The organism is Croceicoccus pelagius (assembly GCF_001661915.1).
In the GTDB taxonomy this organism is placed as follows: Bacteria; Pseudomonadota; Alphaproteobacteria; order Sphingomonadales; family Sphingomonadaceae; genus Croceicoccus; species Croceicoccus pelagius.
This window is the reverse complement of sequence record NZ_LYWY01000037.1, coordinates 159,468-185,483: the sequence shown is the minus strand read 5'-3', so window position 1 is coordinate 185,483 and position 26,016 is coordinate 159,468. Positions and strand designations below refer to the sequence as shown.

The window sequence follows — 26,016 nt, the reverse complement described above, 5'->3', positions numbered from 1 at the left end:
ATAGGCGCGGGCCTCCGGTTTTCGCGCTTGCGGCCATGCGCTAGCGTTGGCCCCATGATCGCGAAATTATCGGGAAGGCTGGACGAAAGCGGGCTCGACTGGGCCGTGATCGATGTCGGCGGCGTCGGCTATCTCGTCCATTGCAGCGCCCGCACGCTGACCGCGCTTGGCGAAAAGGGCGAGGCCTGCACCGTCTATACCGACCTGCAGGTCAGCGAGAACGACATGCGCCTGATCGGCTTTGCCAGCGGAGGAGAGCGCGACTGGTTCCGCATGCTGACACTGGTGCAAGGCGTCGGCAGCAAGGTCGCGCTCGCTATCCTCTCGGCCCTCAGCACCGAGGAATTGCAGCGCGCCTGCGCCAATGGCGATGCGAAACAGGTCGCGCGCGCCAACGGCGTCGGCCCGAAATTGGCCGCGCGCATCGTCAACGAACTGAAAGACAAGGCTGGCGGCCTGCCAAGCGCGCCCTCCGTTGGCGGCGGCATGATCAGCCCGGCCGGCGGGTCGAGCGCGGACGCGGTGTCGGCGCTCGAAAACCTCGGCTTCAAGCCTGCGCTGGCCGCAGAAGCGGTCGCCCATGCGCAAGCCGAATTGGGAACGGAAGCCGGGCTCAACGATCTTGTCCGTGTGGCCCTCAAGAAAGCGGCGGGCTGATCCGACCGACGGAGAGCATGCAATGAAGATCTGGACCTTGGGCATCGCGGCCATGCTGGTCGCGGCAACACCGGCAGCGGGGCAGGACATGAGCAAGTTCGAAAAAGGCCCCGTCTTCACCGAATACGGCCCCCATGCCGCCGTCGAAAGCGACATGCCGATCCCGCAGGGCAGCTTCTTCAAGGTCGCCTTCGACGCATCGGACGCGGCAGATCATGGCAAGATCAACCGCAAGTTCGAAAGCCTTGCCCGCTTCATCAACATGCACGTCGCAAACGGCGTGCCCGAAAAGAACATCCACCTTGCCATCGTGCTTCACGGCGGCGCGGTGCAGGATGTCCTGTCGGAAGAGGCCTATGGCAAGCGCCACGACGGCGCGGCCAACGCCAATGCCGACCTCGTCCGCCAGCTTCTCGCCCACAACGTGCGCTTCATCGTCTGCGGCCAGTCCGCGACGGCCAGCGGGATCGACAAGGCCGAACTGATGGAAGGAGTCGAAATGGCGCTCTCGGCCATGACCGCGCATGCCCTGCTGCAACACGAAGGGTTCACCGCCAACCCGTTCTGACGCCTTCGCAAATGCCGCCGCCCGCGTAGGCATTTGTTGAGGAATCGCCGCTAGACCGGTCCCCGTGATGGTTATCAAAGGGTAGCGGACCGGCCGCGATGGACCTTGGCGACAAACTCTTCGGGCGGCTGAAGCCCGGGTACTACCTGCTCTTGGCCGTCATCATGCTGACGGTCCTGTGGGCCGCGCGCCAGTCGGGCACGCCGGTGCTCGACATCGTGCCGAACCTTTGGGCCGACCCGCGTTTCCTGTTTTTCCTCAGCTTTCCCGATCTACGGCTGGCTGTTCGTCGTGCTCTTCCGGCTGATGCGGAAGGGCTCGAAGCATCCCGCCGCCACGATCAAGCGCCTGCTGCGCCGCGACAAGTGGTGGCTGGTCCGCATGGTCGTGCTGCTGGTCTTCGTGCTCATGGCGGGCAAGTGCTTCTCGCTGTTGAAGGGTACGATCCCGCTGACGCTCAATTTCTATGCCGATCCGGCGCTGGTCGACCTCGAACGCACGTTGCTCGGCGGTAACGATGCCTGGGTCTATACCCATGCGGTCTTCGGCTCTGCCTTCGCGACCGAGGTGATCGACCGGATCTACACGCTGTTCTTCCCGATCTCGGCTGCGTTCTACATCTGGATGATCGCGTCGTGGGACACGCGCCTGCAACTGCGCGGTCTGTTGGGGTGCGTCTTCGTCTGGGTCGTGCTCGGCTATGGCCTCGCCACGCTGCTCTCGTCCTCGGGCCCGGTGTTCTACGAATATCACTATGGCCGGACCGACTTCATGCCCCTGCTCGACCGGCTGAACGCGATTTCGGCCGAGCGGCACCTGATGGCACCCGAAATCGCGAACTGGCTGATCGAGAGCATGGGCAAGGGCGAGTTCGGTTCGGGCGTGTCGGCCATGCCTTCGATCCATGTCGGACAGGCGTTCCTGCTCTATCTCGTCCTGCGATATCGAATGGGGTGGAAGCACTGGATCAGCTGGTGCGCGCTGGCTTTCGTGACGGTGACGTGGATCGGATCGGTCCACCTTGCTTGGCACTACATGCTCGACGGGTTCGTCTCGATCGTGCTGATCAGCGTCGCGTGGCACTTCATCGGGCGGTTCGTGGATTACCTGTGGGCAAGGGACGACTTGCGCCCCCAAGCGGACTATACCCCGGTACTGTTTCCTCAATAGCCCGCGCATGCCCAGCGCGGCCAGCACAGGTGGACACGCGCAAGACATGGCGGAGCCTTCGCCCCTTCTGACCCCCGACCGCCAGCCGGAGGACCCGGACGCCGCGCTGCGCCCGAAATCGCTGCGCGAATTCGTCGGGCAGGAAGCGGCGCGCGAAAACCTGCGCGTCTTTATCGAGGCTGCGCGTGGCCGATCAGAGGCGATGGACCATGTCCTGTTCTTCGGCCCTCCCGGCCTTGGCAAGACGACGCTGGCGCAGATCGTGGCCAAGGAACTGGGCGTGGGTTTTCGCGCCACCTCCGGCCCCGTCATCGCCAAGGCGGGCGATCTTGCCGCGCTTTTGACGAACCTTGAATCGGGCGACGTCCTGTTCATCGACGAGATTCACCGGCTGAACCCCGTGGTGGAAGAAGTGCTCTACCCCGCGATGGAGGACCGCGCGCTCGACCTCATCATCGGCGAAGGACCGGCGGCGCGTTCGGTGCGGATCGACCTGCCGCCTTTCACGCTGGTCGGCGCGACGACGCGGCAGGGCCTGTTGACGACGCCGCTGCGCGATCGTTTTGGCATTCCGGTTCGGCTGAATTTCTACACGGTCGAGGAACTGGAAAAGGTCGTGACCCGCGCGGCAACTCTGCTCGGCCTCAAGATCGATCCCGACGGCGCGACAGAAATCGCCCGCCGCGCGCGCGGCACCCCGCGTGTCGCAGGCCGCCTGCTGCGCCGCGTGCGCGATTTCGCCGATGTGGCACGCAGCGATACCGTGACACGCAGACTAGCCGACGATGCGCTGACCCGGCTTGAGGTCGACAGCCTCGGCCTCGACGCGATGGACCGGCGCTATCTCCACATGATCGCCGACATCTACAAGGGCGGCCCGGTGGGCGTCGAAACGCTGGCGGCGGGCCTGTCCGAACCGCGCGACACGATCGAGGAAGTGATCGAGCCTTACCTGATCCAGCTCGGCCTCGTCGCCCGCACCGCACGCGGCCGCTGCCTCAACGATCGCGGCTGGGCCCACCTCGGCCTGACCCCACCCCGCTCCGCCATGCCGCAGGGTGGGCTGTTCGAGGACTGATCGCCGCCGAACGGGCGCTGTCGGTCGCTCGTCGGATCGTCACGCCGATTGTCGATAGCCCTGCGGCCGCCGTCGATGCGCGCGCGACGGTAGGCGTTCCCTTTTGCTCTTCTTGTCATGCCGGGTGCCGCACCGCCCCGGTTCAACGCAAGGAGAAGACACATGAAAGCAATCACCTGTGCCCTTGCAGCCCTTTCGATGATGCTGGCATCGGGGTCTGCCATGGCGGCCGAGCCCAACGGGCGGACCGTCGAGATCGAGCTCGACGGCGTGGATCTTACCGATCCGGTGCAGATGGAGCGCGTGAAGAAGTCGATCCGGTCGGCGATGCGCAAGGTCTGTTCCAACCGCCATACCAACGTCCCTGCCGTGCTCGACGAAGAGGACGGCTGCCGCAAGCTCGCGCTTGAAGACGCGATGCGGCAGCTTGAGAAGAAGCAAACCGAACAGGCACGCGTCCTCTACGGGGGATAGCCGCGTTCCGGAGCTTTCAGCCACGCCCCCGGACAGGGTATCTGCGGGGGCGTGAATGCCGAAATCGTCATAGGCGAGGAGGCGGGTCGCCCCGTCCACATCGACATGGAAGAGCTGCTTGCCACGCGCCTTTTGGTGCAGGGCAATTCCGGCTCCGGCAAGTCGCACCTTCTGCGAAGGCTTTTGGAAGAAAGCGCCGGGATGGTGCAGCAGATCGTCATCGACCCCGAAGGCGACTTCGTCAGCCTTGCCGACGAATTCAGCCATGTCGTCGTCGATGCCGCCTCCTATTCGCAAGGCGAGCTTGAGGCGCTCGGCTCGCGCGTTCGCGAACACCGCGCCTCGGTCGTCCTCGCGCTCGAAGGGCTGGAGGTCGAGCAGCAGATCAAGGCCTGCGCGATATTCCTGAACGCGCTGTTCGATGCGCCGCGCGAACACTGGTATCCCGCGCTGGTCGTCGTGGACGAGGCGCAGATGTTCGCGCCTGCCGCCGCGGGCGAAATGGCCGAAGACACCCGCCGCCTGACGCTTTCGGCGATGACGAACCTGATGTGCCGCGGCCGCAAGCGCGGGCTGGCGGGCATCGTCGCGACCCAGCGTCTGGCGAAACTGGCCAAGAATGTCGCGGCCGAAGCGTCCAACTTCCTGATGGGCCGCACCTTCCTCGACATCGACATGGTTCGCGCCGCCGACCTGCTCGGCATGGAACGCCGTCAGGCAGAGCGTATCCGCGACTTGCAGCGTGGCAGCTTCGTCGGCCTTGGCCCTGCGGTCAGCCGCCGTCCCGTGACGGTGAAGATCGGGCCCGTACGCACCGGCAACAAGGCGGCGGTTTCGGGCCTGATGCCGCTTCCCGAGGCTCCGAAAGCCGACATGGCCGCACTTTTGACCGAATCGCTGGTCGAGGAAGCCGCTGCCAAGGCCCCGCCGCCCGCGCCGGTTCGCACCGCGCCTCCGGTAAAGGACCTGGCCGAAACGATGGCCGACATGTCGCAAAGCCCTGCGCGGCAGGCGGCAGAGCCGGTGGACCGGACCGAGGCCGTGGCCGCTATCCTCGCCGCGCTGGCATCCGATCCGAAAAGCCCGTTCCAGCCCGCAAGCGCGCTTTACCAGGCGTTTCTGGCCGGTTGCCGGTCCAAGGGCATTCACATTCCGCCGCTCGACCTTATCGGGTTTCGCCGCGAATTTGCCTGCGCGCTTGCCGGATTGGACCGCGTGGACGAGGAAAGCCGCATGCGCCTGCTTTCCATCGCCAGCGACATTCCCGACGATGTCCTTTCCCCTTTCCTCGTCATCGCCCGCAGCGCAATGGAAGGCCGCGACGCGCCGGATGAGGAAGAATTGGCCCGCGCTTATGGCACCAGTTCACCGGGCCGCGTAAGGCGCCTGCTCGAACATTTCGAAAGGGAGGGCCTGATCGCGGTGCGCGAGATCTTCGGCGGCGCGCGCAAGATCACCGTGCCTGCGCTGGAAGCGGCAGCCTAGGCCGGTTCGGCGCGCATCGATCGCGCCATGTCCTTGAGCGTCTGCCGGTCGAGCACATCGAGAAACGCCTGCTTCGCCTGGTCCAGCGGATCGATCAGCGCACAATCGCGATTGATCGCGCAATTGGGACAATCGGCAAGCTGCATCGATGGCTCCATCCGCCGCACGACGGCACCGATCGTCACGTCCTGCGGGTCTTTCGCCATCAGCATCCCGCCGCCGCGCCCGCGCTGCGACTTGAGGTAGTCCGCCTGCACCAGTGCCTGCGCCACTTTGGCGACGTGGTTGTAGGAGACGCGGTGCATTTCCGAAAACGCGGGAAGCGAAACCGGCGTATCCCCGCTTCGCGTCGCGGCGATAAGCAGGCGTAGAGCAAGATCGGTGTGAAGCGTCAGCTGCATGGCCTCAATTATAATGGGCTTGCACAAATCCTGCAACCATAATACCGGTATTATGAGTACCACTTATAGGGGTGACTATGCGTACCGTTTCACAGCAGACTATCGAGATCGTCAAAAGCACCGCGCCCGCGCTTGAAAAGCACGGCGTTGCCATCACCACCCGCATGTACGAGCGCCTGTTCGAGAATGCCGAGGTCAAGGCCATGTTCGACCAGGCCGCCCAGAGAAGCGGCGAACAGCCCAAGCGGCTGGCAGGCGCGATCCTTGCTTACGCCAAGAACATCGACAAGCTTCAGGCGCTTGGCCCCGCCGTGCAGCGCATGGTCGCACGCCATGTCGATACCGGCGTGAAGGCAGAGCACTATCCGCTCGTCGCCGAAGCCCTGCTGCCCGCGATCCGCGACGTCCTGGGCGATGCAGCGACTGACGAAGTGCTGGGCGCCTGGGGCGAGGCGTACTGGATGCTCGCCGATATCCTGATCGCCGCCGAAGCGCAGGCCTACGCGGAGAACGCCGCGGCCTGATCGCACCCGCTGCACAAAGAAAAAGGGCCCGGTCCAGCGAAGGACCGAGCCCTTTTCTTGTCGCTTTATGCGCCGATCAGTCGGCGGCGAGCTTGCGCAGCACGTAGTGCAGGATGCCGCCGTTGTTGTAGTATTCGAGCTCGTTCGCCGTATCAATGCGGCAGAGAACGTCGAACGAGAACGTCGAACCGTCCTTGCGAGTGACTTCGACCGTCACGTCCTGCTGCGGCTTGATGCCCGCGACGCCGCGGATCGTGAAGGCATCGTCACCCGTCAGGCCAAGGCTCTGGCGCGTATCGCCGTTCTTGAACTGCAGCGGAAGCACGCCCATGCCGACGAGGTTCGAGCGGTGGATACGCTCGAAGCTTTCGACGAGGACCGCGCGAACGCCCAGAAGGATCGTGCCCTTCGCCGCCCAGTCGCGCGACGAACCGGTGCCGTATTCCTTGCCGGCGACGACGATCAGCGGAGTGCCGTCTTCCTTGTGCTTCATAGCGGCGTCGTAGATCGCCATCTGCTCGCCGTTATAGACGGTTTCGCCGCCTTCGACGCCGGGGACCATCTCGTTCTTGATGCGGATGTTGGCGAACGTGCCGCGCATCATGACTTCGTGGTTGCCGCGGCGTGAGCCGTAGGAGTTGAAGTCCGCCTTCGCGACCTGGTGGTCACGCAGGTAACGGCCCGCGGGGCTGTCTTCCTTGATCGAACCGGCGGGGCTGATGTGGTCGGTCGTGACCGAATCGCCCAGGATCGCCAGCGGCTTGGCTTCGATGATGTCGGAGACCGGCTCAGGCGTCATCGTCATGCCGTCGAAGTACGGCGGGTTGGCGACATAGGTCGAGGTCGGGTTCCAGCTGTAGGTTTCCGAACCTTCGACGTTGATCGCCTGCCAATGCTCGTCGCCCTTGTAGACGTCGGCATAGCGTGCCTGGAACATCTCGCGGCTGATCGAGCCGGCCATGAGGTCGGCGACTTCCTGGTTCGTGGGCCAGATGTCCTTGAGATAGACGTCGGTGCCGTCGCTGCCGGTGCCGATCGGGGTCGTGGTGATGTCTTCCGTCACCGTGCCCTTCAGCGCATAGGCGACGACGAGCGGCGGCGATGCGAGGAAGTTGGCGCGAACGTCGGGCGACACGCGGCCTTCGAAATTGCGGTTACCCGAAAGAACCGAGGCGGCGACGATGTCGTTGCCGTTGATCGCCTTCGAGATCGGCTCTGCCAGCGGGCCGGAGTTGCCGATGCAGGTGGTGCAGCCATAACCGACGAGATCGAACCCGATCGCGTCGAGGTGGTCCTGCAGGCCAGCCTTTACGAGGTAGTCGGTTACGACCTGCGAGCCAGGAGCCAGCGAGGTCTTCACCCACGGCTTGGGCGTCAGGCCCTTTTCATGGGCCTTCTTGGCGACGAGACCGGCGGCGACCAGAACGCTGGGGTTCGAGGTGTTGGTGCAGCTGGTGATCGCGGCGATGACGACGTCGCCGTCACCGATGTCGTGATCCTTGCCGTCAACGCCGACGCGCTGGGCCGATGCCTTCTTGTAGATTTTTTCGAGGTCGCCATTGAACAGTTCGTCCACGCGGTCGAGCGCGACCTTGTCCTGCGGGCGTTTGGGGCCGGCAAGCGAGGGGACGACGCTGCCCATGTCGAGCTGCAGCGTATCCGTGAAGACCGGGTCGGGGTTCGAGGGCGAGAACCAGAGGCCCTGTTCCTTCGAGTAAGCCTCGACCAGTGCGATTTCTTCTTCCGGACGACCGGTAAGGCGCATGTATTCGAGCGTCTTGTCGTCGACGCCGAAGAAGCCGCAGGTCGCGCCATATTCGGGCGCCATGTTGGCGATCGTCGCACGGTCGGCGAGGGAAAGCTTCGCGGTACCTTCGCCGTAGAATTCGACGAAGCGGCCGACGACGCCCTTTTCGCGCAGCATCTGAACGCAGGTCAGCACGAGGTCGGTGGCGGTGATGCCTTCGGCCATCTCGCCCGTCAGCTTGAAGCCTACGACTTCGGGGATCAGCATCGAGACCGGCTGGCCGAGCATCGCGGCTTCCGCCTCGATCCCGCCAACGCCCCAGCCCAGAACGCCCAGGCCATTGATCATCGTGGTGTGCGAATCGGTACCGACGCAAGTGTCGGGGTATGCCACGACCGCGCCGCTTTCGTCGTTGGACGTCCAGACGCCCTTGCCGATGTGTTCAAGGTTCACCTGGTGGCAGATGCCGGTGCCCGGGGGCACGGCGTAGAAGTTGTCGAGGCTCTTCGCGCCCCACTTGAGGAAGTCGTACCGTTCCGCGTTGCGCTGGTACTCAAGCTCGACGTTCTTTTCGAACGCCTTGGGGTGGCCGAATTCGTCGACCATGACCGAGTGGTCGATCACGAGGTTCACGGGAACCTGCGGGTTGATCTTCTGCGTGTCGCCGCCAAGCTTGGCGATCGCGTCGCGCATGGCGGCAAGGTCGACCACGCAGGGAACGCCGGTGAAGTCCTGAAGCAGGACGCGGGCCGGGCGATACTGGATTTCCGGGTGCGGACCGGTGGGGTCGTTCATCCAGTCGACGATCGCCTTGGCGTCGCCTTCGGAGACGGTGAAGCCGTCATCCTCGAACCGGAGCATGTTTTCGAGAAGGACCTTGAGCGAGAACGGAAGCCGGCTGACGTCGCCGAGCTTTTCCCCTGCCTTCTTGAGCGAGTAGTAGGCATATTCCTTGCCCCCGACGGTCATCGTCGAACGGGTGCCGAGCGTGTCCTTGCCGACTGCGGTCATGCGGTGCTTCCCCTTGGCTTACCGGTCGCGGGCGGGAGGCAGTATGCCGATTCGCCCGCGTTTACCGTGTTGCGATTGCTAACGTGCGTGGGCGCGATGCGCGCAGATTGGCGCTACGTCAAGGCAGCCTATTGTCGGATAAGCGCCGATTCCGCCCGACCTGCGGCATTTCGTTCCCGCAGATGCTGCTGCAACGCAATTGCAATGTTAGAGGGGCTAATTTACCCCTCAACAGTTATGGCAAACTTGCATAATATAAGCAGTGCTATTAGTTTTGCCGCCATGGACACGAATATCGGCTATCTCGCCAACGACATCGGGCGGCTTTTCCGCAAGCGGATCGACGTTTTCAGCCGCCCGGCGGGCATTACCGGCGCGCAGGTGCGCGTCCTTCTCAATATCCGGCGCCATCCGGGTATCAACCAGTCGACGCTGGCCAGCCTGCTCGAAGTCGAACCGATCACCGCAGGCCGTATGATCGACCGCATGGTCGCCGCCGACCTTGTCGAGCGTCGCGCCGACCCGAACGACCGCCGCGCATGGCGCATCCACGTTACCGACGAAGGCCAACGCCTGCTTCACCGGATCGACGCGCCGATCACCGACATGCTGGAAACCGCGCTCGAAGGGCTGACCCCCGAGGAACGCTCGGCGCTCGAAACGCTGCTTGGCCGCGTGCGCGACAATCTCGTATTCGACTGCGACAGGGAGGAAGCCGTCAATGGCTGAGGCCGATCCCCAGACCATGCCGCTGGCGGATACCGCTGCTCCTGCAAAGAAACCGGTCCCGCGCTGGCGCAAGGCTCTGCTGATGCTCGGCGTACCTGTGCTGATCGTGGCGTGCGGGCTCTACTACTGGTTCGGCCACCCCGGCGAAGTCGCGACCGACAATGCCTATCTGAAGCTCGACATCGTCTCTGTCGCCAGCGAAGTGCCGGGTAAGATCACGAAAGTTCACGTGAAAGAGAACCAGATCGTGAAGGCGGGCGATATTTTGTTCGAGATAGACCCCAGCGAATACGAAAACGCGGTCAGCCAGGCCAATGCCCAGATCGCGGCGGCGCAGGCGCGCGTGACCGCACTGGGAGCCGACGTCGATGCGACGGCGGCCGACCTTGCAGGGGCACGCGACGATCTTGCCCTCGCGCAGGCGAACTACCGGCGCGAAAAGGAACTGATGGACCGCGGCTTCAACACCCGTGCCCGCATGGACGCGGCGACCCACGCGGTCGCCAGCGCGCGTGACCAGCTTCAGGCACTGCAGGCCGATGTCGCCAAGGCGAAAGCCCAGCTTGCCACCGGATCGCAGGTTCCCGGCGTCAATCCCGAAGTCGCGGCTGGCCGCGCCGCGCTCAGCCAGGCCCGCCTCAACCTTGACCGCACCGTTGTCCGCGCACCTGTCGACGGGCGCGTCACGCAAGTTTCGCGCCTGAACGTGGGCCAGTCGGCGATGGCCGCCCTTCCCATGCTGTCGATCGTGCGGGACGAAGGTGCGCGGGTCGAAGCGAACTTCAAGGAAACGGACCTTACACAGATGCGTCCGGGCCAGAAGGCGCGGATTACCTTCGATGCCTATCCCGATCTGGAACTCACCGGCCATGTCGATTCGATCGGCGCGGGCACGGGTTCGGAGTTTTCCGTCCTTCCGGCCCAGAACGCGACGGGCAACTGGGTGAAGATCACGCAGCGCGTGCCGGTGCGCATCGCCATCGACCAAAAGTCCAGCCGCCCGCTGATTTCGGGTCTATCGACAGAGGTGACGGTCTACACCGGCGATGAGTGACGCCGCCGCCCTGCCTGATCGCGGTGCCCCATCGCAGTCCTCCCCGCCGCCCGCCCCGCGTCCGGCACCGGGCGCGGCGCGGCTCGTCGTTTCCAATCGCCCGCTGCTGATCGGCGGTGCGATGGCGGCGATGATCATGCAGGTTCTCGACACCACGATCGCCAATGTCGCCCTGCCCCACATGCAGGCCTCATTAGGCGCGACGACCGACACGATCACATGGGTGCTGACCAGCTACGTCCTTGCCTCGGCCATCGCGCTCCCGGCGACGGGCTGGCTGGTGAACCGGCTGGGCCTGCGCACGGTATTCGTGTTCTCCGTGGCGGCCTTCACTTTCGCCTCGGTCCTGTGCGGCCTCGCGCAGAACATGCCGCAGATCGTCGGATTCCGCGTGCTGCAGGGATTGGCAGGCGCATTTCTTGCCCCCCTCGCGCAAACGGTCCTGCTCGACGCGAGCAGCGAGGAAGAGCGACCCCGGATGATGATCATCTACAGCCAGGGCGTGCTGCTGGGTCCGATCATCGGGCCGGTCCTTGGCGGTTACATCACCGAAAATTTCAGCTGGCACTGGGTCTTCCTGATCAACCTGCCGGTCGGGATCATCACCGGGCTCGTACTTTTCACGATGCTTCCCAACCTGCAAGGCGCGCGTCAGCAGTTCGATTTCCGTGGCTGGGCGCTGCTTGGCGTGGCGGTCGCTGCGTTGCAGCTGATGCTCGATCGCGGCCAGGGGGAAGACTGGTTTTCGTCAGCGGAGATCGTGATCTATGCTGTCATGGCGCTGGCCGCGTTCTGGATGGCGGGCGTCCACCTGTTCATGAAGAAGGATTCGATCTTCCCGCGCGAGCTGTTCACGGACATGAACCTCGTTCTCTGCGTATTCTTCACCTTCATCTTCGGCACCGTGACGATGTCGGTCATGGCGCTGCTGCCGGGCCTGTTGCAGCAGATCTATGGCTACCCGGCGATCGATGCCGGCTGGCTGCTGATCCCGCGCGGGCTGGGGATGCTGCTCTCGATGACTTTCATCGGTTCGCTGATCGCAAAGCTCGACGCACGTCTGGCACTCGCCATCGGGCTTGGCATTTCCGGCGGGTCGATGTGGATGATGACGGGGTGGACCATCGACATGCCCGCGACCGATATCTTCCTGGCCGGGCTGGTCCAGGGCGTGGGCTTCAGCTTCCTGTTCATGCCGCTCAACATCCTCGCCTTCGCGACGTTGCCGGGGCACCTTCGCACCCACGCGACTAGCCTGCTGAACCTCATCCGCAACATCGGCCAGTCGATCGGGCTTGCCGTCTGCACCGTGCTTTTGTCGCGGAACATACAGGTGAACCATGCCGAACTGGGCGCGCGAATCACGCAGTACTCGTTCCCCGTGGATGTCGAGCGGCTGTCGTCAACGGGCCAGATCTCGCAAGGCGCGCTGAGCGTGGTCAACGGCATCGTCACCAAACAGGCAGCGATGATTTCCTACCTCAACGATTTCTGGTTCATGGCGATCATCTGCTGGGCCGCGATCCCGCTGATCGTGTTCACTCGCAAGCCGAAACCCGCCGCGGCACCGCCGTCAGGCGATATCCCGCATTAAACCCGTCAATCGATCGCGACCGAGGAGTGATAGCCGCCGCGATGGAACAGCAGCGGCGTGTCGCCCCCGCAGATGTCGAGCGCCTCGACCCGGCCCACGACCAGCCAGTGATCGCCGATATCCTCGGTCCGCTCGATCGTGCAGTCTATCCATGCCAGCGCCTCGTCGAAGACCGGCTGGCCCGACGGGCTTTCGCCGTGCGCAAGGTCAAGGAACTTGTCCGGCGCGCGCGATGCGAACCGCTGGCACAGGGCAAGCTGGTCCGATCCCAGCACGTTGACGCAGAAGCGCCCTGCCCTGGCGATGCCCTTGTAGCTGCCCGACGACTTGTCCGGAAAGAACCCGACCAGCGGCGGATCGAGCGAGATCGACGTGAACGAGCCGACGACCATGCCCGTACGGACGCCGTCGTCGTCCACCGAGGTAATGAGGCACACGCCCGTGGGATAGGCGCCAAGGACATTCCGAAAATGGTCGGGATCAATCATGTCCGGCCTTTTGCCGAGCGCGGGGCACAAGGTCAAACACGCTGTACGCACAGTTCAGTCTGAGGAAAGGGATGCTGGCGCAAGGCGATGGAAACCCCTATGCGCTTCGGCGCGTTATTCCGGTGAAACGCGCGCCTGTTCGGGCGCTCAACCACCGGCAGGAGCCTTTGCACCCGTGTTGCCCCATATCCGCCTGACGACCACCAGCCTCGCCGCGATCGCACTCGCGGCCTCGCCCGCACTCGCCCAGCAGAAAGTCCCCGCCACGATGGCGCAGGACGGGACCGTCTATGTCGGCGAGGGTCAGCTGCCCCAGCCGAAACCGGCCCAGGCGCCCGCTCCGGCCCCGAAAACCACGCCCGGCGCACCCGTTTTTCAGGCGAGCCCCACGGTCCAGACCGTGCCAACCGACTATTTCGCGACCGCGCCCGCATGGACGCAAGGACAGGCCGAAGCGCTGCTGGGCTATATCGCGAACCTCGGCAACGAGGGACTATTCCCCGCCGATTACAGGCCCGCCGAACTCGAAGCCGCGATCTCCGCCGGTGACGGCGAGCAGTTGAACGAGGTTGCCACCCGCATCTTCACGATGGTCGCGTTGGACCTGCGCGACGGCCGGACCGAAATGGACGCGCGCCGCCAGTGGTTCGTGCGCGATCCCGATGCCGAACGCCTGCCGATCAAGCCGCTTCTGGAAGATGCACTCGCCACCGGCGACATCGTTTCGGCGCTCGATTCGCTGAACCCCGTGCACCCCGACTATGCGGTGCTGAAGCAGATGCTGATGGAAACGCCCGAAGGCGAGACCGAAAAGCGCGCCAAGATCCGCGTCAACATGGACCGCTGGCGCTGGCTGGCGCGGGATCTGGGGCGCAGCTACCTGTTGACCAACGTGCCCGAATACCAGCTTCGCCTGACGGTGAACGACAAGATCGTGCGGTCCTATCGCACCATTGTCGGCAAGCCCGGCCGGACCAGCACGCCGCAGCTTGCCGAAACGGTCGAAGGCGTGATCTTCAACCCGACGTGGACGGTGCCGCAGTCGATCGTGGTCGGCGAAGGGCTTGGCGCGAAGGTCCTGAACAATCCGTCCTACGCCAAGGCGAAGAACTACAAGGCGTGGAAGAACGACAACGGCCTGATCACCGTGGTGCAGCAGCCGGGGCCCGACAATTCGCTGGGCATGATGAAGCTAGACATGCCCAATCCGCACGCGATCTTCCTGCATGACACGCCGGCCAAGAACCTTTTCGACACCGAAAACCGCGCCTATTCGCACGGCTGCATCCGCACCGAACGGGCGCTGGAACTGGCACTGACGCTGGCGATGGTGCTGGGCGAAGTGCCCAAGGAAGAGGCGGTCGAGATTTCCAAGTCGGGCAAATACACCAAGGTCCCGCTGAAGAAGGAAATCCCTGTCTACATCACCTATTTCACGATGGCGCAGGACATCGACGGCGAGATGCGGAGCTTTGCCGACATCTACGGCCGTGACGAACCTGTGCTGGCCAGCTTCAAGGCCCCGCGCGTCGCCAAGGATGGCCGCCGCGTGACGAACGAGGAAGTCGTCGCGATCGAAGACCCCGGCCTTTGATCAACCTGCGCCCCGAATGCGAAAGCGACCGGGGCGCAATTGCCGCCGTCATCACTGCAGCCTTTGCCGAAGCCGAACATTCGGGCGGTAACGAGGCGCAGATCGTCGAGCGGCTTCGCGCCGATGGCGACTTGTCCGTCTCGCTCGTCGCCATCGAGGGGCGCGAGATTGTCGGGCACGTCGCGGTGTCGCGGGTCGTCATCGACGGAAAGGACCGCCGGTTCGGGCACTGGTTCGGGCTCGGCCCCGTCAGCGTCCTGCCGATCCGGCAAAAAGAGGGCATCGGCGCGATGCTGATCGACCTCGCACTCGAAACCGTTGCCGCCAGGGGCGCTTATGGCTGCGTCGTGCTGGGCGATCCGGAATACTACCGGCGCTTCGGGTTTCGGGCAGGGCTCGGCCCCACCTTCCCCGGCGCGCCGGACGATTTCTTTATGGCCCTGCCGATGGCGGGCCGCGTGCCCGAGGGCGAGACGCGCTATGCGCCTGCCTTTTACCAAGCGCATTCTGCCGCGACTAGTTGACCATGGAGCCCAGTCGCAGGCTGCGCGGCGCGGTCAGCGACAGGCGGAAACCCTCTGCGGGATAGTCGACTTCGACCTTGGCATCGAAGGCCGAGGCCAGCCCTGCGTGAATGGTCCGCTGGCCGAACCCTTGCCGCGTTGGCGTCACGACTTGCGGCCCGCCGCTTTCCACCCAGTCGAACCGGAAACCGGCCTCGGCATCAGGATCATAATCCCAGGTGACATCGATCCGGCCACCGGACCGCGAAAGCGAGCCGTACTTCACCGCATTCGTCGCCAGTTCGTGGGTCGCAAGGCAGAACGCGACAGCCGACTGTTCGGACAGGAGCAGTTTCGGCCCTTCGATGTTCAGGTGATGATCGATCGAATAGGGCGCCAGCGTATCGACCAGCAATTGCCGAAGATCGGTATTCCCCGGAGACAGCGCCAGCGAATGCGCGCGCGCCATCGCTGAAAGCCGCCCGTCGAGCACTTTGCGGAATCGCTCCATCTCGGGGTTCGCCTTCAGCGTCGAATAGACCAATGCGCCGATCGTATTGATCAGGTTGCGCGTGCGGTGCTCCAGTTCGCCCACGATCAGTTCATGCCCGTCCTCGCGGCGGCGATAGGCAAGAATGAAGCCGCAAAGCTGGGCATATTGTTCGGCGAGGCGGCGGGTCTGATAATCGAGCGGAGTTTGCGGATCGTAGACGACGACGAACGTGCCCAATACCGTCCCGTCGCGCTGCGCGGCCGGGAACGACGTCATGGCCGTCATGTCGAACCCGACGCAAAGGTCGCGCCATTCCGGTGCAAAACGTTCGTCCGAAGGGACATCGGGGACGTCGACGGTTTCGCCCCGGGCCACGGACCTGGCGCAGCTTCCGGGCTCGTCCGCAACCCTGATACCGGCCAGCGCGTCACCGAAAGCGGGACTGACCGTGGGGAAGATGCCGGATGCGAAAGCCAGCGTCGTCCGGTCGAGCGAAGTCACGCCCGCGGTAGTCCTGGGAAAACGATCCATGAAGTGCATGGCGATGTCGGCAAGTATCTCGCCCGACGGATCGCCGTGAGCAATCCTGCTCAGCGCATTGTTGCGCAGTCCTTCGAAGATTTCCATTTCATAACGGCTCCATCGTGGCGAAAGCCTGCCGAGCCTTCGTAATCCGCTAGCCAATTTTCAGCGCGGAGGATGCAACCAACTTAACACAGCACTAATCGGGTTAATAGACGGGTTTCGGATTGCTTTTTGGTGCTAACCGGCTGAAAACGCTGTCCTACATGCGGTCAGCCCGTCATGGTCGCTGCCGTTCTTTCAGATTGTCGGTATCGCCAGCACACCTGTCACCCGGACCGGATGTGCAAAAACGTCCGGATCGTGCGGGATTCGACTTGTTGGATGTGGGTTACAGGGTGTCACCTTTGTCACCCTGTTGGAAATGGGCTTCAGCCGAGGCCGAGCTTGTCCGCATAGAGCAGACGCCCGCCCGACAGGTGCCAGAGCGCCTGGTTGAAGTCTTCCGGGCTCATCGCGAAACAACCGTTCGACCGGCCCAGCTTGCCCCACTTGTCGATGTGGGTGGCCCGGGCATATTCGGCGGCGTGCATCACGATATAGCGCGGCAGGGCATTGGAATTGGTATTGTCCAGCCCGCCAAGGCGGACCGAGGTGCCGTATTTGCCCTTGTACCACTCGTACGTGACGTAGGACCCCTTGCTCGTCGCGTTGGAGCCGGGGGTATTCGAAAACTCGTTGAGCCAACCGTCATGCTCGGGGTCCGAACCCTGCCCGTGGCTGACGAGGAAACTTTGCACCTTGCCGGTTTCGACATTGGCGAAGTGAAAACGGGGAATGGCCGAATGGACCCCGAAATCGGCGATCCCGGCGATGTCCTTGCGCCAGATGGCATTGCCGGCCCGGTCCATCTCGCGCTTAGCGATGTCCAGAATGGCACGGTCACGCGGGGTAAGCGGACTGGCACTCGCAAAAACGCGGGTGGGCAGCGCAAGGCCAGCGCCCGCCGCAATTGCGCCTTTAAGAAGTGTCCGCCTGCTCGTCCTGTCCGTCATAACGATCGATATTTAGCACGAATCAGCTTGCCATGCACTTAATCAAAAGACGCACTCACCGCGCCTAGTAGTCGGACAGGCTCATTCTTTCGTCCGCAATAGCGACATTGGGGATGCGCGAAAGGAAGCTTTGGCCCAGCAGCGTGATGTGCAACCCTTCGGGAATTACCACGGCATCGACGTCGCGAACGTCGAACCCGCCCAGTTCCACCCGGTCGAGATGGACGGCAACGCCCACGACGTCCCCGCTCGCCCCGCGGCCGATGACCGACAGTTCGGATGGGTGCCACGTTATGCCGATGGCGTCGGCATCGTCGGCAGTCAGCGCAATGACGCTGGCGCCGGTATCGACCAGCGAATTGACCTGCACCCCGTTGATCGATGGAGTCGCATAGAAGTGCCCGTCGGGCTCGCGTTGAAGCACCATCTCGCCCGAAAGGTAATCGCCGCTGCCCGGCTGGGACTGCTGCATGTCACTGGCAAGAGAAGCTTTTTCGGAATCGCCGCCGTCCGCCGGACCGCCCATGCTCTCAGGCATCATCGCGCCAAGGGCACATAAGGAGGCGCCGAGTGCAAGAATGCCGCCGATCTTCATGCACTCCACATTGGGTTGGAGTGCTGAAGATCAGGTAAATTTTCGCAAGTTACCGGCTTATTCCGCAGGTTGCGGGCTGGGGTCGGCCTGACCCGCGTCGCTCATGTCCGCCTCGATCTCGGCGGCTTTCGCCTCGACGAGATTGACGATGTGATCGAGCATGTCGCCCGACTGGACATGATGATCGGTCACGCCCGAGAGGTAGACCATGTGCTTGCCGTTGCCGCCGCCGGTGATGCCGATGTCGGTCTCGCGCGCTTCGCCCGGGCCGTTGACAACGCAGCCAAGGACCGAGAGCGAGAGCGGCACCTTGATGTGCTGCAACCGCTCTTCCAGCGTCTGCACCGTGCGGATCACGTCGAACCCCTGCCGCGCGCATGACGGGCACGACACGACGCGAACGCCGCGGGTGCGCAGGCCCAGCGACTTCAGGATCTCGAACCCGACGCGCACTTCCTGCTCGGGCTCTGCCGACAGCGAGACGCGGATCGTGTCACCGATGCCGGCCCAGAGCAGGTTGCCGATGCCGATCGAGCTTTTGACCGTGCCGCCGATCAACCCGCCAGCCTCGGTGATGCCGAGATGCAGCGGGCAATCGACCGCTTCTGCAAGGCCCTGATAGGCCGCGACGGCAAGGAACACGTCGCTGGCCTTCACCGCGACCTTGTATTCGTGAAAATCGTGGTCCTGCAGCAACTTGATGTGATCGAGCGCGGATTCGACCAGCGCCTCGGGGCAAGGCTCGCCGTATTTTTCGAGCAGGTCCTTTTCAAGGCTGCCCGCGTTCACGCCGATGCGGATCGCGCAGCCATTGGCCTTGGCGGCGCGGACCACTTCGGCGACCCGCTCGCTCGACCCGATGTTGCCGGGATTGATACGCAGGCACGCCGCGCCCTTGTCGGCCGCTTCGAGTGCACGCTTGTAGTGGAAGTGGATGTCGGCAACGACCGGGATATTCGACGCCTTCGTGATCTGGTCGAAGTTCGCGGTCGATTCCTCGGTGGGGCAGGATACGCGGATGATATCCGCGCCCGCATCCTCGCAGCGGCGGATCTGGTCGATCGTCGCGGCCACGTCCTCTGTCGGCGTATTGGTCATCGTCTGCACGGTGATCGGGGCATCGCCGCCCACGGGAACCTTGCCGACCATGATCTGCCGGCTCTTGCGTCGCTCGATCGTGCGCCAGGGGCGGATCGCGTTCATATGATTGATCGTCTTCCTGAATTTCGTGCCTGAACAACCGGAACGAACGGACCGGGCCGTCGGTTTCGGTGTGCAGATTGCCAGATGGGGATTCCCCTAGCAGTTTTTCAGGGCAGTATGAAATCGCCCCGACAATCTGCATAGATACACGCCATGACAGCGCCGCGACACGAAAACCATCCCGAGCACACCGACATCCTGATGACCGACGATGTCGCCGGGGACGAAGCCCTGTTGTTCGGACGCGTGCTGGACGGAAAAGGCGGCGGCAGGCCTGTCACATGGGCGGAGGCGCGCGCCTGGTCGCCCGGCGACAACGGTGAGATAATCTGGATGCATATCTGCCGCAACCGGGCGGGCATCCAGGAATGGCTAGAGGCGGCTTTCGGCATTCCCGAACCCACGGCCGAACTGCTGGTATCGGATCAGACCAGGCCGCGCGCCTTCCGAGAGGGCGAAACCCTGGTCGCCACGCTGCGCGGCATCAACTTCAACCCCAATGCAGAGCCGGAAGACATGGTGTCGATGCAGTTGTGGAGCGACGGGAGGCGGGTCATCACGCTGCGCCGCCACCCGCTGCAGACGCCGCGCGACACGCTGGCCCAGATCGACATGGGTCGCGGGCCGACCGACGCGGGATCGCTGATCACGTCGCTGACCGAACAGATGATCGCGCGGATGAGCCGGTCCATCATCGACATGAACGATCATATCGACGAATTGGAAGAGGCCGACCTCGACGGCGACACCGAACCGCTGCTGGAGAAAATCGCGACGATCCGGCGCAACTGCCTGGCGCTGAAACGCCACATGAGCCCGCAGCACGAAGCGTTCGAGCGGATCAGCCGCGAAGCGCCTGCATGGTTCGAAGACCACGACCGGCGCGAGATCGCCGAGACCATCGAGCGATTGTCGCGCTATCTCGACGACATCGACATTTCGAAGGAAAGCGCCGTCGTGCTGCAGGACGACATCCGCGCCCGCGCCGTGGCCCGGTCCGAACGGACAAGTTACCTGCTCACCATCGTTGCCGCAGTCTTCCTGCCGCTGGGATTTCTCACCGGCCTGCTCGGCATCAATGTCGGCGGTATGCCGGGGGCCAGCAATCCCGACGCATTCTGGGAAGTGGTCGCACTGTGCGGCGGGATCCTCGTCATGCAGTTCTTGCTGTTCTGGCGCTGGAAGTGGTTCTGATGCCTTTCTGCCGCGCATAGGGGCCAATACCTAGCGCCGCCCGCCCGCCGGATTCACCGGGGCAATGCCATCCTCCTGCCCAATGTGGGGTAGAAGGAATTTGGCCAAATCAAGGAACTGCTCGCCATTCCGATGGTGGTGATGGCGATCGCGGTGATTCCGACAATCGACTTTTCCGGCGAAGACGGGGGGATCGTCAGCCGCGAAACGACAAGTTCGATGGAATCGCTGTGGGTCGACATCGAGAACACCGACACCGTCGCGCGCCGGTTTAGTGTGCGCGTGGCCGCACCGGGCAGCGATGCGCCGGTCGATGGCGTGCGCGTGCTTCCCGACAATGCGCCCGAACTCAACGGGGGCGAGAACCGGCGTGTGCTGCTCGTGTTTCAGGCCCTGCGCCCCGGCGAACTGCGCGAGGCCGAGGTCTGCTACGCCCCTGAAATCAGGCCGCAGGACGCGACCTGTACGCATTTCGCGATCAGGCGGCTTTAGCTTTCTTGAGCTTCAGTTCGTAAAGCAGTTCGTCATCGCGGTGATTGCCGACCCAGAAGTCGATGTCGGCGATCTTCTCGAACCCGAAACGCGCGTAGAACCGCTGCGCCCCTTCGTTTTCGGCCCACACCGAAAGCTGAATCGCGTCGGCACGGCGGCTGCGTGCCTCTTCCAGCGCCCAGTCCATCAGGTCCGCACCGATGCCCCGCCCCGTATAGCGAGGGTCGGTATAGAGCTGCGACAGCGCGATCGGGCGCTTCGCATCGCCATGGTCCCCGAACTGCGCGCCTTCGACCAGCTTGCAGTATCCGATCAGCTTTTCGCCCTTCACCGCCAGGCGATAGGCGACGCGGCGGTCCGCGATCTGTTTTGCGACCTTTTCCGGCGAGTGCGCGGAATGAAGGAACGTGGCGAGATCTTCCGGCTTGTAGAGATGGCCGAAAGCCGCGTCGAAACTGGCACGGCCCAGCGCGACAAGCGCGTCGCGGTCTTCGGGCAAGGCATCGCGGTAGGTAATCGCGGTCATCCGGTCAGGCCCGTTTGTCCATTGGTAACAATCCGTCGTGTCTGTACACCCACCGAAGGCCCCATGGACGTAACGGCTGGCGGGCGCAATCTCGAAGGGCACCTGATGTGGACACGAATGTCGATAATCGCCGCGACGCTGGCACTGGCCGGATGCGTGACGGCGCAGGGATCCGCCATGTCCGGTAATGCAGCGCCCGATAACCCTTCCAAGGCCGAATGGAGCATCGCGATCCACGGCGGCGCGGGGTCGATGGAGCCGGGACAGTTTAAGCCCGAACGCGAACAGGAATACCGCGATGCGCTGGCAAAAGCTTTGAAGGCGGGATCGGACATCCTCAAAAACGGCGGGAGCGCGATGGACGCGGTCGAAGCCGCGGTCATGTTGATGGAGGACGATCCCGGATTCAACGCGGGCCGCGGTTCGGTATTCAGCTACGAAGGCCGCAACGAAATGGACGCAGCCGTGATGGACGGCACGACCCGCGCGGCGGGGGCCGTGACAGGCCTGACGGCGACGAAGAACCCGGTCCTTGCCGCCCGCGCAGTGATGGAGCGGACGCCGCACGTCTTCCTCTCGCACGAAGGCGCGGACCGGTTCAGCGAGGAAGCGGGGATCGAACAGGCCCCGCCCGAATGGTTCGCCACCCCTTCACGCCGCCGCCAGTGGGAGGAATTCCGCGCCAGGCAGGTCGGCTGGTTCGACACGGACCTGAAATACGGCACCGTCGGTGCGGTCGCCCGCGATAAAGGCGGGCATCTTGCGGCCGCGACCAGTACCGGCGGGCTGACCGGCAAGCGTTGGGGCCGCATCGGGGACAGCCCTGTCGTGGGGGCTGGCACTTATGCCGACGACCGGTCCTGCGCGGTTTCGGCGACGGGGACGGGCGAATACTTCATTCGCGAAGCCGCCGCGCACGAGATCTGCGCCCGCGTGCGCCTGACCGGCATTGATACGCAGCAGGCATCAGACGCGGTCATGGCCGAAATCGGCGAAATGGGCGGCGACGGCGGGGTAATCTTCGTGAGCCGTGATGGCGAAAGCGGGTTCAGCTTCAATACGCCCGGCATGTTTCGCGGACGCGCCGACAGCAACGGAGTAAATGAAGTGGCGATTTACGCCGCCGACTAGCGCTTGGTTGCCCCCATCACAACGCGCTGGCGGATCAGCGGCATGACGAGGTTTTCGATCGCCACAGGCGGGATCAGTTTTGTCATGTGCGCCCGCAATCCGGCCTCGGTCCTCGACAGGTCGCGATTGTCGGCGAGCAAGGTATCACCGAATTGCGGGATCGGGGATCGTATCGGCCAAGTGGTGAACTGACCCGTCAGCTGCGGATCAGGCCCTGCGGATAGCAACCCAGCAAGCGCAGGTTCTTCGAATAAAAGCCCAGCTCCTCCAGCGCTAGGTCGATCGCCGGATCGCCCGGCTTGCCCACGATGTCGCAATAGAAGCGCGTGGCGGCAAAGCTGGCGCCGTCCTGATAGGATTCCAGCTTCGTCATGTTGACACCGTTCGTCGCGAAACCGCCCATCGCCTTGTAGAGCGCCGCGGGAATGTTGCGGACTTCGAAGACGAAAGTCGTCATTGCCGGCCCCTCGATCTCTGCCGGATCGAGCGGCGCGCGGGCCAGCACGACGAAGCGGGTCGTGTTGTCCGAATTGTCCTCGATCGATTCCTTTATGACCTGCAGATCATAGAGCTCGGCGGCCAGCGGCGGCGCAATCGCGGCAAGCGAGGCATCCTGATCTTCCGCCACTTTGGCGGCGGCAGCGGCGGTATCGGCGTATTCCATCGGCATTATGCCATTGGCGCGCAGCCAGTGGCGGCACTGGCCCAGCGCCTGCGGGTGGCTGACCGCCGCCTTGAACGGCCCCGGCCCCGTCGCCATCAGCGTGTGGCGGATCGGCATGAAATGCTCGCCTGTGATCGAAAGGCCCGATTCGGGCAGCAGGAAGTGAATGTCGGCCACGCGCCCGTTGTGGCTGTTCTCGATCGGGATGATCGCGCGGTCTACCCGCCCCTCGCGCACTGCGTCGATCGCGTCGGCAAAGGACCAGCACGGCATCGGCAGGCAGTCTGGGTCGTAGCGCAGCGCGGCGATATGCGAATTGGCGCCCGGTGCCCCCTGAAAGGACATGGCACGGGTGCGGTCCGCAAGCGCGGTGCGGTTGAGTTCCTCGGTAAGGGCGAGGGCTGGTGCGGGATAGCTGTGCATTGCGGCAAGCGCGTTAGGCGCGCGCAGCGCTCCTGCCAAGCCCGTGCGTACGCGCACGCGGGCCGCCTCTCTTGCCGCATGGCAGCAATTCGGGCCGAAATGAGACTTGCGCTAACCTGCCCATGTAACTAGAGCGGCGCCCAAACCCCCGTCCGGGGGACGATCAGGGACACGTTCGACGGGTTTTTCTGCATGAGCGACAAGTTCAACACCATTGCCGGCTGGACCCTTTTCGGCGGAGTCGTCGCACTCGGCCTTTCCAGTATCAGCCACCGCGTCATCACTTCGCATGCGCCCGAAACCGAAGGCTACACTATCGTGGCAGCCGAGGAAGAAGGCGGGGACGAGGGTCCGAGCCTTGCGACCCTGCTCGCTTCGGCCGATCCCGCTGCGGGCGAAAAGGTCTTCGCCAAGTGCACCGCGTGCCACACTATCAACCAGGGCGGCGCGGACGGAATCGGTCCGAACCTTTATGGCGTGATGGGCAAGGCCGTCGGTCAGCACGCGGCTGGCTTCGCCTATTCCAGCGCGCTGTCGGATCACGGCGGCACCTGGGACTGGGACAACATGGACCACTGGCTCGCCAGCCCCAAGGCTTTCGCCCCGGGTACGAAGATGAGCTTCGCCGGTCTTTCCAAGCCGGAAGACCGCGCCAACATCCTCGCCTACATCAACGCGCAGGGCTCGAACCTGCCGCTGCCCACGCCGGAAGCTCCGGCTGCCGAGGGCGAGACCGAAGCAGGCGTCGAAACGGGTGAACAGCCCGCGGTTTCGGAAACGCCCGAGGGTGCGGACGCGGCGGACGCCACGACGCAGACCCCGGTCGCCGAAGAAGGCGCCGCCGTCGCCGAGTGATCGGCGAATGAGCGCACACGAAAAGGCCCGCCGGGATTGTCCGGCGGGCCTTTTTCTATGCCTGAACGATATGGCGGATCAGTAAACCGGCGGATCCTCTGCCGGGATGCGTCCGACGGGGGCAACCGGCTCGCCGGGTTTGCGCGGCGGCAATGCGTCTTCGGGCACCTCGGGGATCATCATGTCCTCGCTCGGCACGTGTTCGAGGTTGCGGACCACGACTTTCAGCCCTTCGTTCGACAAGTGCAGCTCGTTGAAACTGGGCGGCGACGAACGCAGGCGCTGCGACAGCGTGCCTGCGCCAATCATGCGGACTTTGCCGTTCGGCGTGTCCTGCACCAGATCGAAGGCATCGTGGACATGGCCCGACAGCACGGCAAGCACATTGCGCTTCGCCAGTTCGGCCAGCGCGTTGTTGCCCCCGCGGGTCAACGCGGTGCCGTGCGTACCAACTTCGACCAGCGGGTGATGACAGGCCACGATAGGCCGCGTACCGACGGGAAGCGCATCGATCATGTCGAGGCATTCCCGAAGCGCGGCCCCCGTGATCCAGCCTTTCGACCAGTTCAGCCGCCACTGCGCCCGCGCCGCCGTTTTCAACGGCACGATCGCCGCGCCCGGCAGGTCGATTTCCTTTTCGACGACGTCCTCGATCGACCGGAACCGGCGATAAGGGTCGAGGAACCGTTCGATCGGGTTGAAGTAGGGCAAGTCGTGATTGCCGATCTCTACCGTTACCGGCACGTCCAGATCGCTGATCCACTTGCACGCCGCGGCAAACTCGTGGTGCCGCGCCCGCATGGTGAGATCGCCGGTGATCGCCACCGCGTCGGGGCGCAGCTTCTCTATCTCTGACACGACCCAGTCGAGAGCGCGCTGATCCTCCAGCCCGAAATGAATGTCGCTGAGGTGGAAAAGCAGGCGTTCGTTATCAGCCACGCGTCACCACGAGGTCGACTTCGCAGGGGACGACACGGAAAGTCGCCTCGCAATCGAGATCGCGCGGTTCGCCGTCGACGAGAATATCGAGCCTTTCGCCTTCGCGGGCCGTGATGGTCATTTTGTCCAGTCTTCCCAGTTCGTCATGCGGTCCCTCGCGGAAATCGCGCTTTATCAGAGCCAGGCTCTGCTGCGCGTATTCTCCTAGCGTCTCGGCATGATAACCGTCGACCGACATCTTGCCCCCTTCGGGAGACATCAGGACCAGCGGATAACCATCGGCCCTGCCCAGCGGCGGATCGATGACGCGAACCATCGGCCCGTCGGTCGATTCCCTGACCGCTTCGGCCGCACTTCCCGCCATGCCGACGACATCGAAATGGCGCATCGCCTCGCGCACTTCGCTCCACGCGCAAGCGGGGCCGGCCATCATTCCGGCCAGCGCATCGCCCGCATCGCAGCGGATGACAAAGGGGCGCTCATTCCGGGCATGTCCCGAACAGAACCGCTGGACGATCTCGTCCGGCTCGGCATCACCATGAAGGCGGATCGAGAGCAGGTTCATCGTCCCGCCCGGCAGGATCAACACCGCGCCTTCCCAGCCGTAAAGGCCGATGACAAGGGCGTTGATCGTGCCGTCTCCGGTGTAGATCGTGACGAATTCGATGCCTGCGGCGTCCAGTTCTTGCGGAGTGGGCAGATCGTCTTTGGGAAAGCGGATCACCCGGTCCACGTCGATGCCGTTCCGGCCGCAGCAGTCCTGCAGCGCCTCGAACGCCTTGTCGTCATAGCTTCCGCTATCGGGATTGATGACCAGCCAGGTCTTGCGCGCGTGGGCCATGTGCCA

27 protein-coding genes are annotated in these 26,016 nt (G+C 63.9%); 16 read left to right on the top strand and 11 right to left on the bottom strand.

From position 1 onward, the window contains the following. Positions 1–54: 54 nt before the first annotated feature. The 6 genes from ruvA (at position 55) to A9D15_RS10305 (ending at position 5,432) form a co-directional block, all read left to right on the top strand. Entirely contained in the window at positions 55–657 is a 603-nt protein-coding gene (gene ruvA / locus A9D15_RS10330; RefSeq protein WP_066764628.1) for a Holliday junction branch migration protein RuvA, read from the top strand. 22 nt (positions 658–679) lie between these two features. Then, positions 680–1,225, top strand: a complete 546-nt coding sequence (locus A9D15_RS10325) for a DsrE family protein (RefSeq protein ID WP_066764626.1) — start codon at positions 680–682, stop codon at positions 1,223–1,225. Between the two features lie 306 nt (positions 1,226–1,531). Then, positions 1,532–2,395: a phosphatase PAP2 family protein gene (locus A9D15_RS10320; RefSeq protein ID WP_156521740.1), complete on the top strand. Its 864-nt coding sequence runs from the start codon at positions 1,532–1,534 to the stop codon at positions 2,393–2,395. Positions 2,396–2,441: 46 nt separating this feature from the next. Continuing rightward, positions 2,442–3,473 carry a Holliday junction branch migration DNA helicase RuvB gene (gene ruvB / locus A9D15_RS10315; RefSeq protein WP_066764622.1) on the top strand — a complete coding sequence of 344 codons (1,032 nt, stop codon included), beginning with the start codon at positions 2,442–2,444 and terminating at the stop codon, positions 3,471–3,473. Between the two features lie 162 nt (positions 3,474–3,635). Beyond that, complete coding sequence (locus tag A9D15_RS10310; protein WP_172807514.1) at positions 3,636–3,947, top strand: UrcA family protein; 312 nt, start codon at positions 3,636–3,638, stop codon at positions 3,945–3,947. Between the two features lie 51 nt (positions 3,948–3,998). Beyond that, positions 3,999–5,432 (top strand): helicase HerA domain-containing protein, encoded by a 1,434-nt coding sequence (locus A9D15_RS10305; RefSeq protein ID WP_066764620.1) that lies wholly within the window; start codon positions 3,999–4,001, stop codon positions 5,430–5,432. Here the strand turns inward: A9D15_RS10305 and A9D15_RS10300 are convergent. After that, entirely contained in the window at positions 5,429–5,833 is a 405-nt protein-coding gene (locus tag A9D15_RS10300; protein ID WP_066764617.1) for an RrF2 family transcriptional regulator, read from the bottom strand. The genes A9D15_RS10305 and A9D15_RS10300 overlap by 4 nt on opposite strands. Positions 5,834–5,910: 77 nt before the next feature. Here A9D15_RS10300 and A9D15_RS10295 point away from each other — a divergent pair, with 77 nt between their 5' ends. Further along, positions 5,911–6,357 carry a globin domain-containing protein gene (locus A9D15_RS10295; protein ID WP_066764616.1) on the top strand — a complete coding sequence of 149 codons (447 nt, stop codon included), beginning with the start codon at positions 5,911–5,913 and terminating at the stop codon, positions 6,355–6,357. 76 nt (positions 6,358–6,433) lie between these two features. Here A9D15_RS10295 and acnA read toward each other — a convergent pair whose 3' ends face one another. Next, a complete protein-coding gene (gene acnA, locus A9D15_RS10290) occupies positions 6,434–9,115 on the bottom strand; it encodes an aconitate hydratase AcnA (RefSeq protein ID WP_066764614.1) in 2,682 nt (893 codons plus the stop codon). Between the two features lie 282 nt (positions 9,116–9,397). Between acnA and A9D15_RS10285 the strand changes: the two genes are divergently transcribed. The 3 genes from A9D15_RS10285 to A9D15_RS10275 are packed head-to-tail and all read left to right on the top strand — an operon-like array spanning position 9,398 to position 12,492. After that, positions 9,398–9,844, top strand: a complete 447-nt coding sequence (locus tag A9D15_RS10285) for a MarR family winged helix-turn-helix transcriptional regulator (RefSeq protein WP_066764612.1) — start codon at positions 9,398–9,400, stop codon at positions 9,842–9,844. Continuing rightward, on the top strand, positions 9,837–10,898 hold the full coding sequence (locus A9D15_RS10280; RefSeq protein WP_066764608.1) for an HlyD family secretion protein: 1,062 nt from the start codon (positions 9,837–9,839) through the stop codon (positions 10,896–10,898). The genes A9D15_RS10285 and A9D15_RS10280 overlap by 8 nt, the downstream gene beginning before the upstream one ends. After that, positions 10,891–12,492, top strand: coding sequence for a DHA2 family efflux MFS transporter permease subunit (locus tag A9D15_RS10275; RefSeq protein ID WP_066764607.1), 1,602 nt, complete (start codon positions 10,891–10,893; stop codon positions 12,490–12,492). Before A9D15_RS10280 ends, A9D15_RS10275 begins: the two co-directional genes overlap by 8 nt. A gap of 5 nt (positions 12,493–12,497) precedes the next feature. Here the strand turns inward: A9D15_RS10275 and A9D15_RS10270 are convergent, their stop codons facing one another. Continuing rightward, on the bottom strand, positions 12,498–12,980 hold the full coding sequence (locus A9D15_RS10270) for a flavin reductase family protein (RefSeq protein WP_066764605.1): 483 nt from the start codon (positions 12,978–12,980) through the stop codon (positions 12,498–12,500). A gap of 175 nt (positions 12,981–13,155) precedes the next feature. Between A9D15_RS10270 and A9D15_RS10265 the strand changes: the two genes are divergently transcribed. After that, the gene (locus A9D15_RS10265; RefSeq protein ID WP_066764600.1) at positions 13,156–14,574 is read left to right on the top strand and encodes a L,D-transpeptidase family protein; all 1,419 of its coding nucleotides are present in this window, start codon (positions 13,156–13,158) and stop codon (positions 14,572–14,574) included. After that, positions 14,571–15,098, top strand: coding sequence for a GNAT family N-acetyltransferase (locus A9D15_RS10260; RefSeq protein WP_216634389.1), 528 nt, complete (start codon positions 14,571–14,573; stop codon positions 15,096–15,098). Before A9D15_RS10265 ends, A9D15_RS10260 begins: the two co-directional genes overlap by 4 nt. Here A9D15_RS10260 and A9D15_RS10255 read toward each other — a convergent pair. The 4 genes from A9D15_RS10255 to ispG form a co-directional block, all read right to left on the bottom strand. Then, complete coding sequence (locus tag A9D15_RS10255) at positions 15,091–16,197, bottom strand: HWE histidine kinase domain-containing protein (RefSeq protein ID WP_082924403.1); 1,107 nt, start codon at positions 16,195–16,197, stop codon at positions 15,091–15,093. The genes A9D15_RS10260 and A9D15_RS10255 overlap by 8 nt on opposite strands. Before the next feature lie 326 nt (positions 16,198–16,523). After that, positions 16,524–17,147 carry a murein L,D-transpeptidase catalytic domain-containing protein gene (locus tag A9D15_RS10250; RefSeq protein ID WP_066764598.1) on the bottom strand — a complete coding sequence of 208 codons (624 nt, stop codon included), beginning with the start codon at positions 17,145–17,147 and terminating at the stop codon, positions 16,524–16,526. A 64-nt stretch (positions 17,148–17,211) separates the two neighbouring features. Then, positions 17,212–17,688, bottom strand: a complete 477-nt coding sequence (locus tag A9D15_RS10245) for a retropepsin-like aspartic protease family protein (protein WP_172807513.1) — start codon at positions 17,686–17,688, stop codon at positions 17,212–17,214. Between the two features lie 111 nt (positions 17,689–17,799). Continuing rightward, positions 17,800–18,945, bottom strand: coding sequence for a flavodoxin-dependent (E)-4-hydroxy-3-methylbut-2-enyl-diphosphate synthase (gene ispG / locus A9D15_RS10240; protein ID WP_066764594.1), 1,146 nt, complete (start codon positions 18,943–18,945; stop codon positions 17,800–17,802). A gap of 153 nt (positions 18,946–19,098) precedes the next feature. Here ispG and A9D15_RS10235 point away from each other — a divergent pair, with 153 nt between their 5' ends. Then, complete coding sequence (locus A9D15_RS10235; protein WP_373283474.1) at positions 19,099–20,139, top strand: zinc transporter ZntB; 1,041 nt, start codon at positions 19,099–19,101, stop codon at positions 20,137–20,139. Between the two features lie 141 nt (positions 20,140–20,280). After that, positions 20,281–20,631: a hypothetical protein gene (locus tag A9D15_RS10230; protein WP_172807512.1), complete on the top strand. Its 351-nt coding sequence runs from the start codon at positions 20,281–20,283 to the stop codon at positions 20,629–20,631. Here A9D15_RS10230 and A9D15_RS10225 read toward each other — a convergent pair. Continuing rightward, positions 20,618–21,157 carry a GNAT family N-acetyltransferase gene (locus A9D15_RS10225; RefSeq protein WP_066764588.1) on the bottom strand — a complete coding sequence of 180 codons (540 nt, stop codon included), beginning with the start codon at positions 21,155–21,157 and terminating at the stop codon, positions 20,618–20,620. The genes A9D15_RS10230 and A9D15_RS10225 overlap by 14 nt on opposite strands. A gap of 177 nt (positions 21,158–21,334) precedes the next feature. Here A9D15_RS10225 and A9D15_RS10220 point away from each other — a divergent pair, with 177 nt between their 5' ends. After that, on the top strand, positions 21,335–22,288 hold the full coding sequence (locus A9D15_RS10220; protein ID WP_066765040.1) for an isoaspartyl peptidase/L-asparaginase family protein: 954 nt from the start codon (positions 21,335–21,337) through the stop codon (positions 22,286–22,288). A gap of 196 nt (positions 22,289–22,484) precedes the next feature. Here the strand turns inward: A9D15_RS10220 and A9D15_RS10215 are convergent, their stop codons facing one another. Beyond that, entirely contained in the window at positions 22,485–23,375 is an 891-nt protein-coding gene (locus tag A9D15_RS10215; protein WP_066764586.1) for a prephenate dehydratase, read from the bottom strand. A gap of 192 nt (positions 23,376–23,567) precedes the next feature. Between A9D15_RS10215 and A9D15_RS10210 the strand changes: the two genes are divergently transcribed. Beyond that, positions 23,568–24,230, top strand: coding sequence for a c-type cytochrome (locus A9D15_RS10210; protein ID WP_066764584.1), 663 nt, complete (start codon positions 23,568–23,570; stop codon positions 24,228–24,230). 78 nt (positions 24,231–24,308) lie between these two features. On the opposite strand, the gene A9D15_RS10205 is transcribed toward A9D15_RS10210, so the two are convergent. Next, positions 24,309–25,169, bottom strand: coding sequence for a metallophosphoesterase family protein (locus A9D15_RS10205; protein WP_066764583.1), 861 nt, complete (start codon positions 25,167–25,169; stop codon positions 24,309–24,311). Then, positions 25,162–26,010, bottom strand: a complete 849-nt coding sequence (locus A9D15_RS10200; protein ID WP_066764581.1) for a diacylglycerol/lipid kinase family protein — start codon at positions 26,008–26,010, stop codon at positions 25,162–25,164. The genes A9D15_RS10205 and A9D15_RS10200 overlap by 8 nt, the downstream gene beginning before the upstream one ends. Between the last annotated feature and the right edge of the window lie 6 nt (positions 26,011–26,016).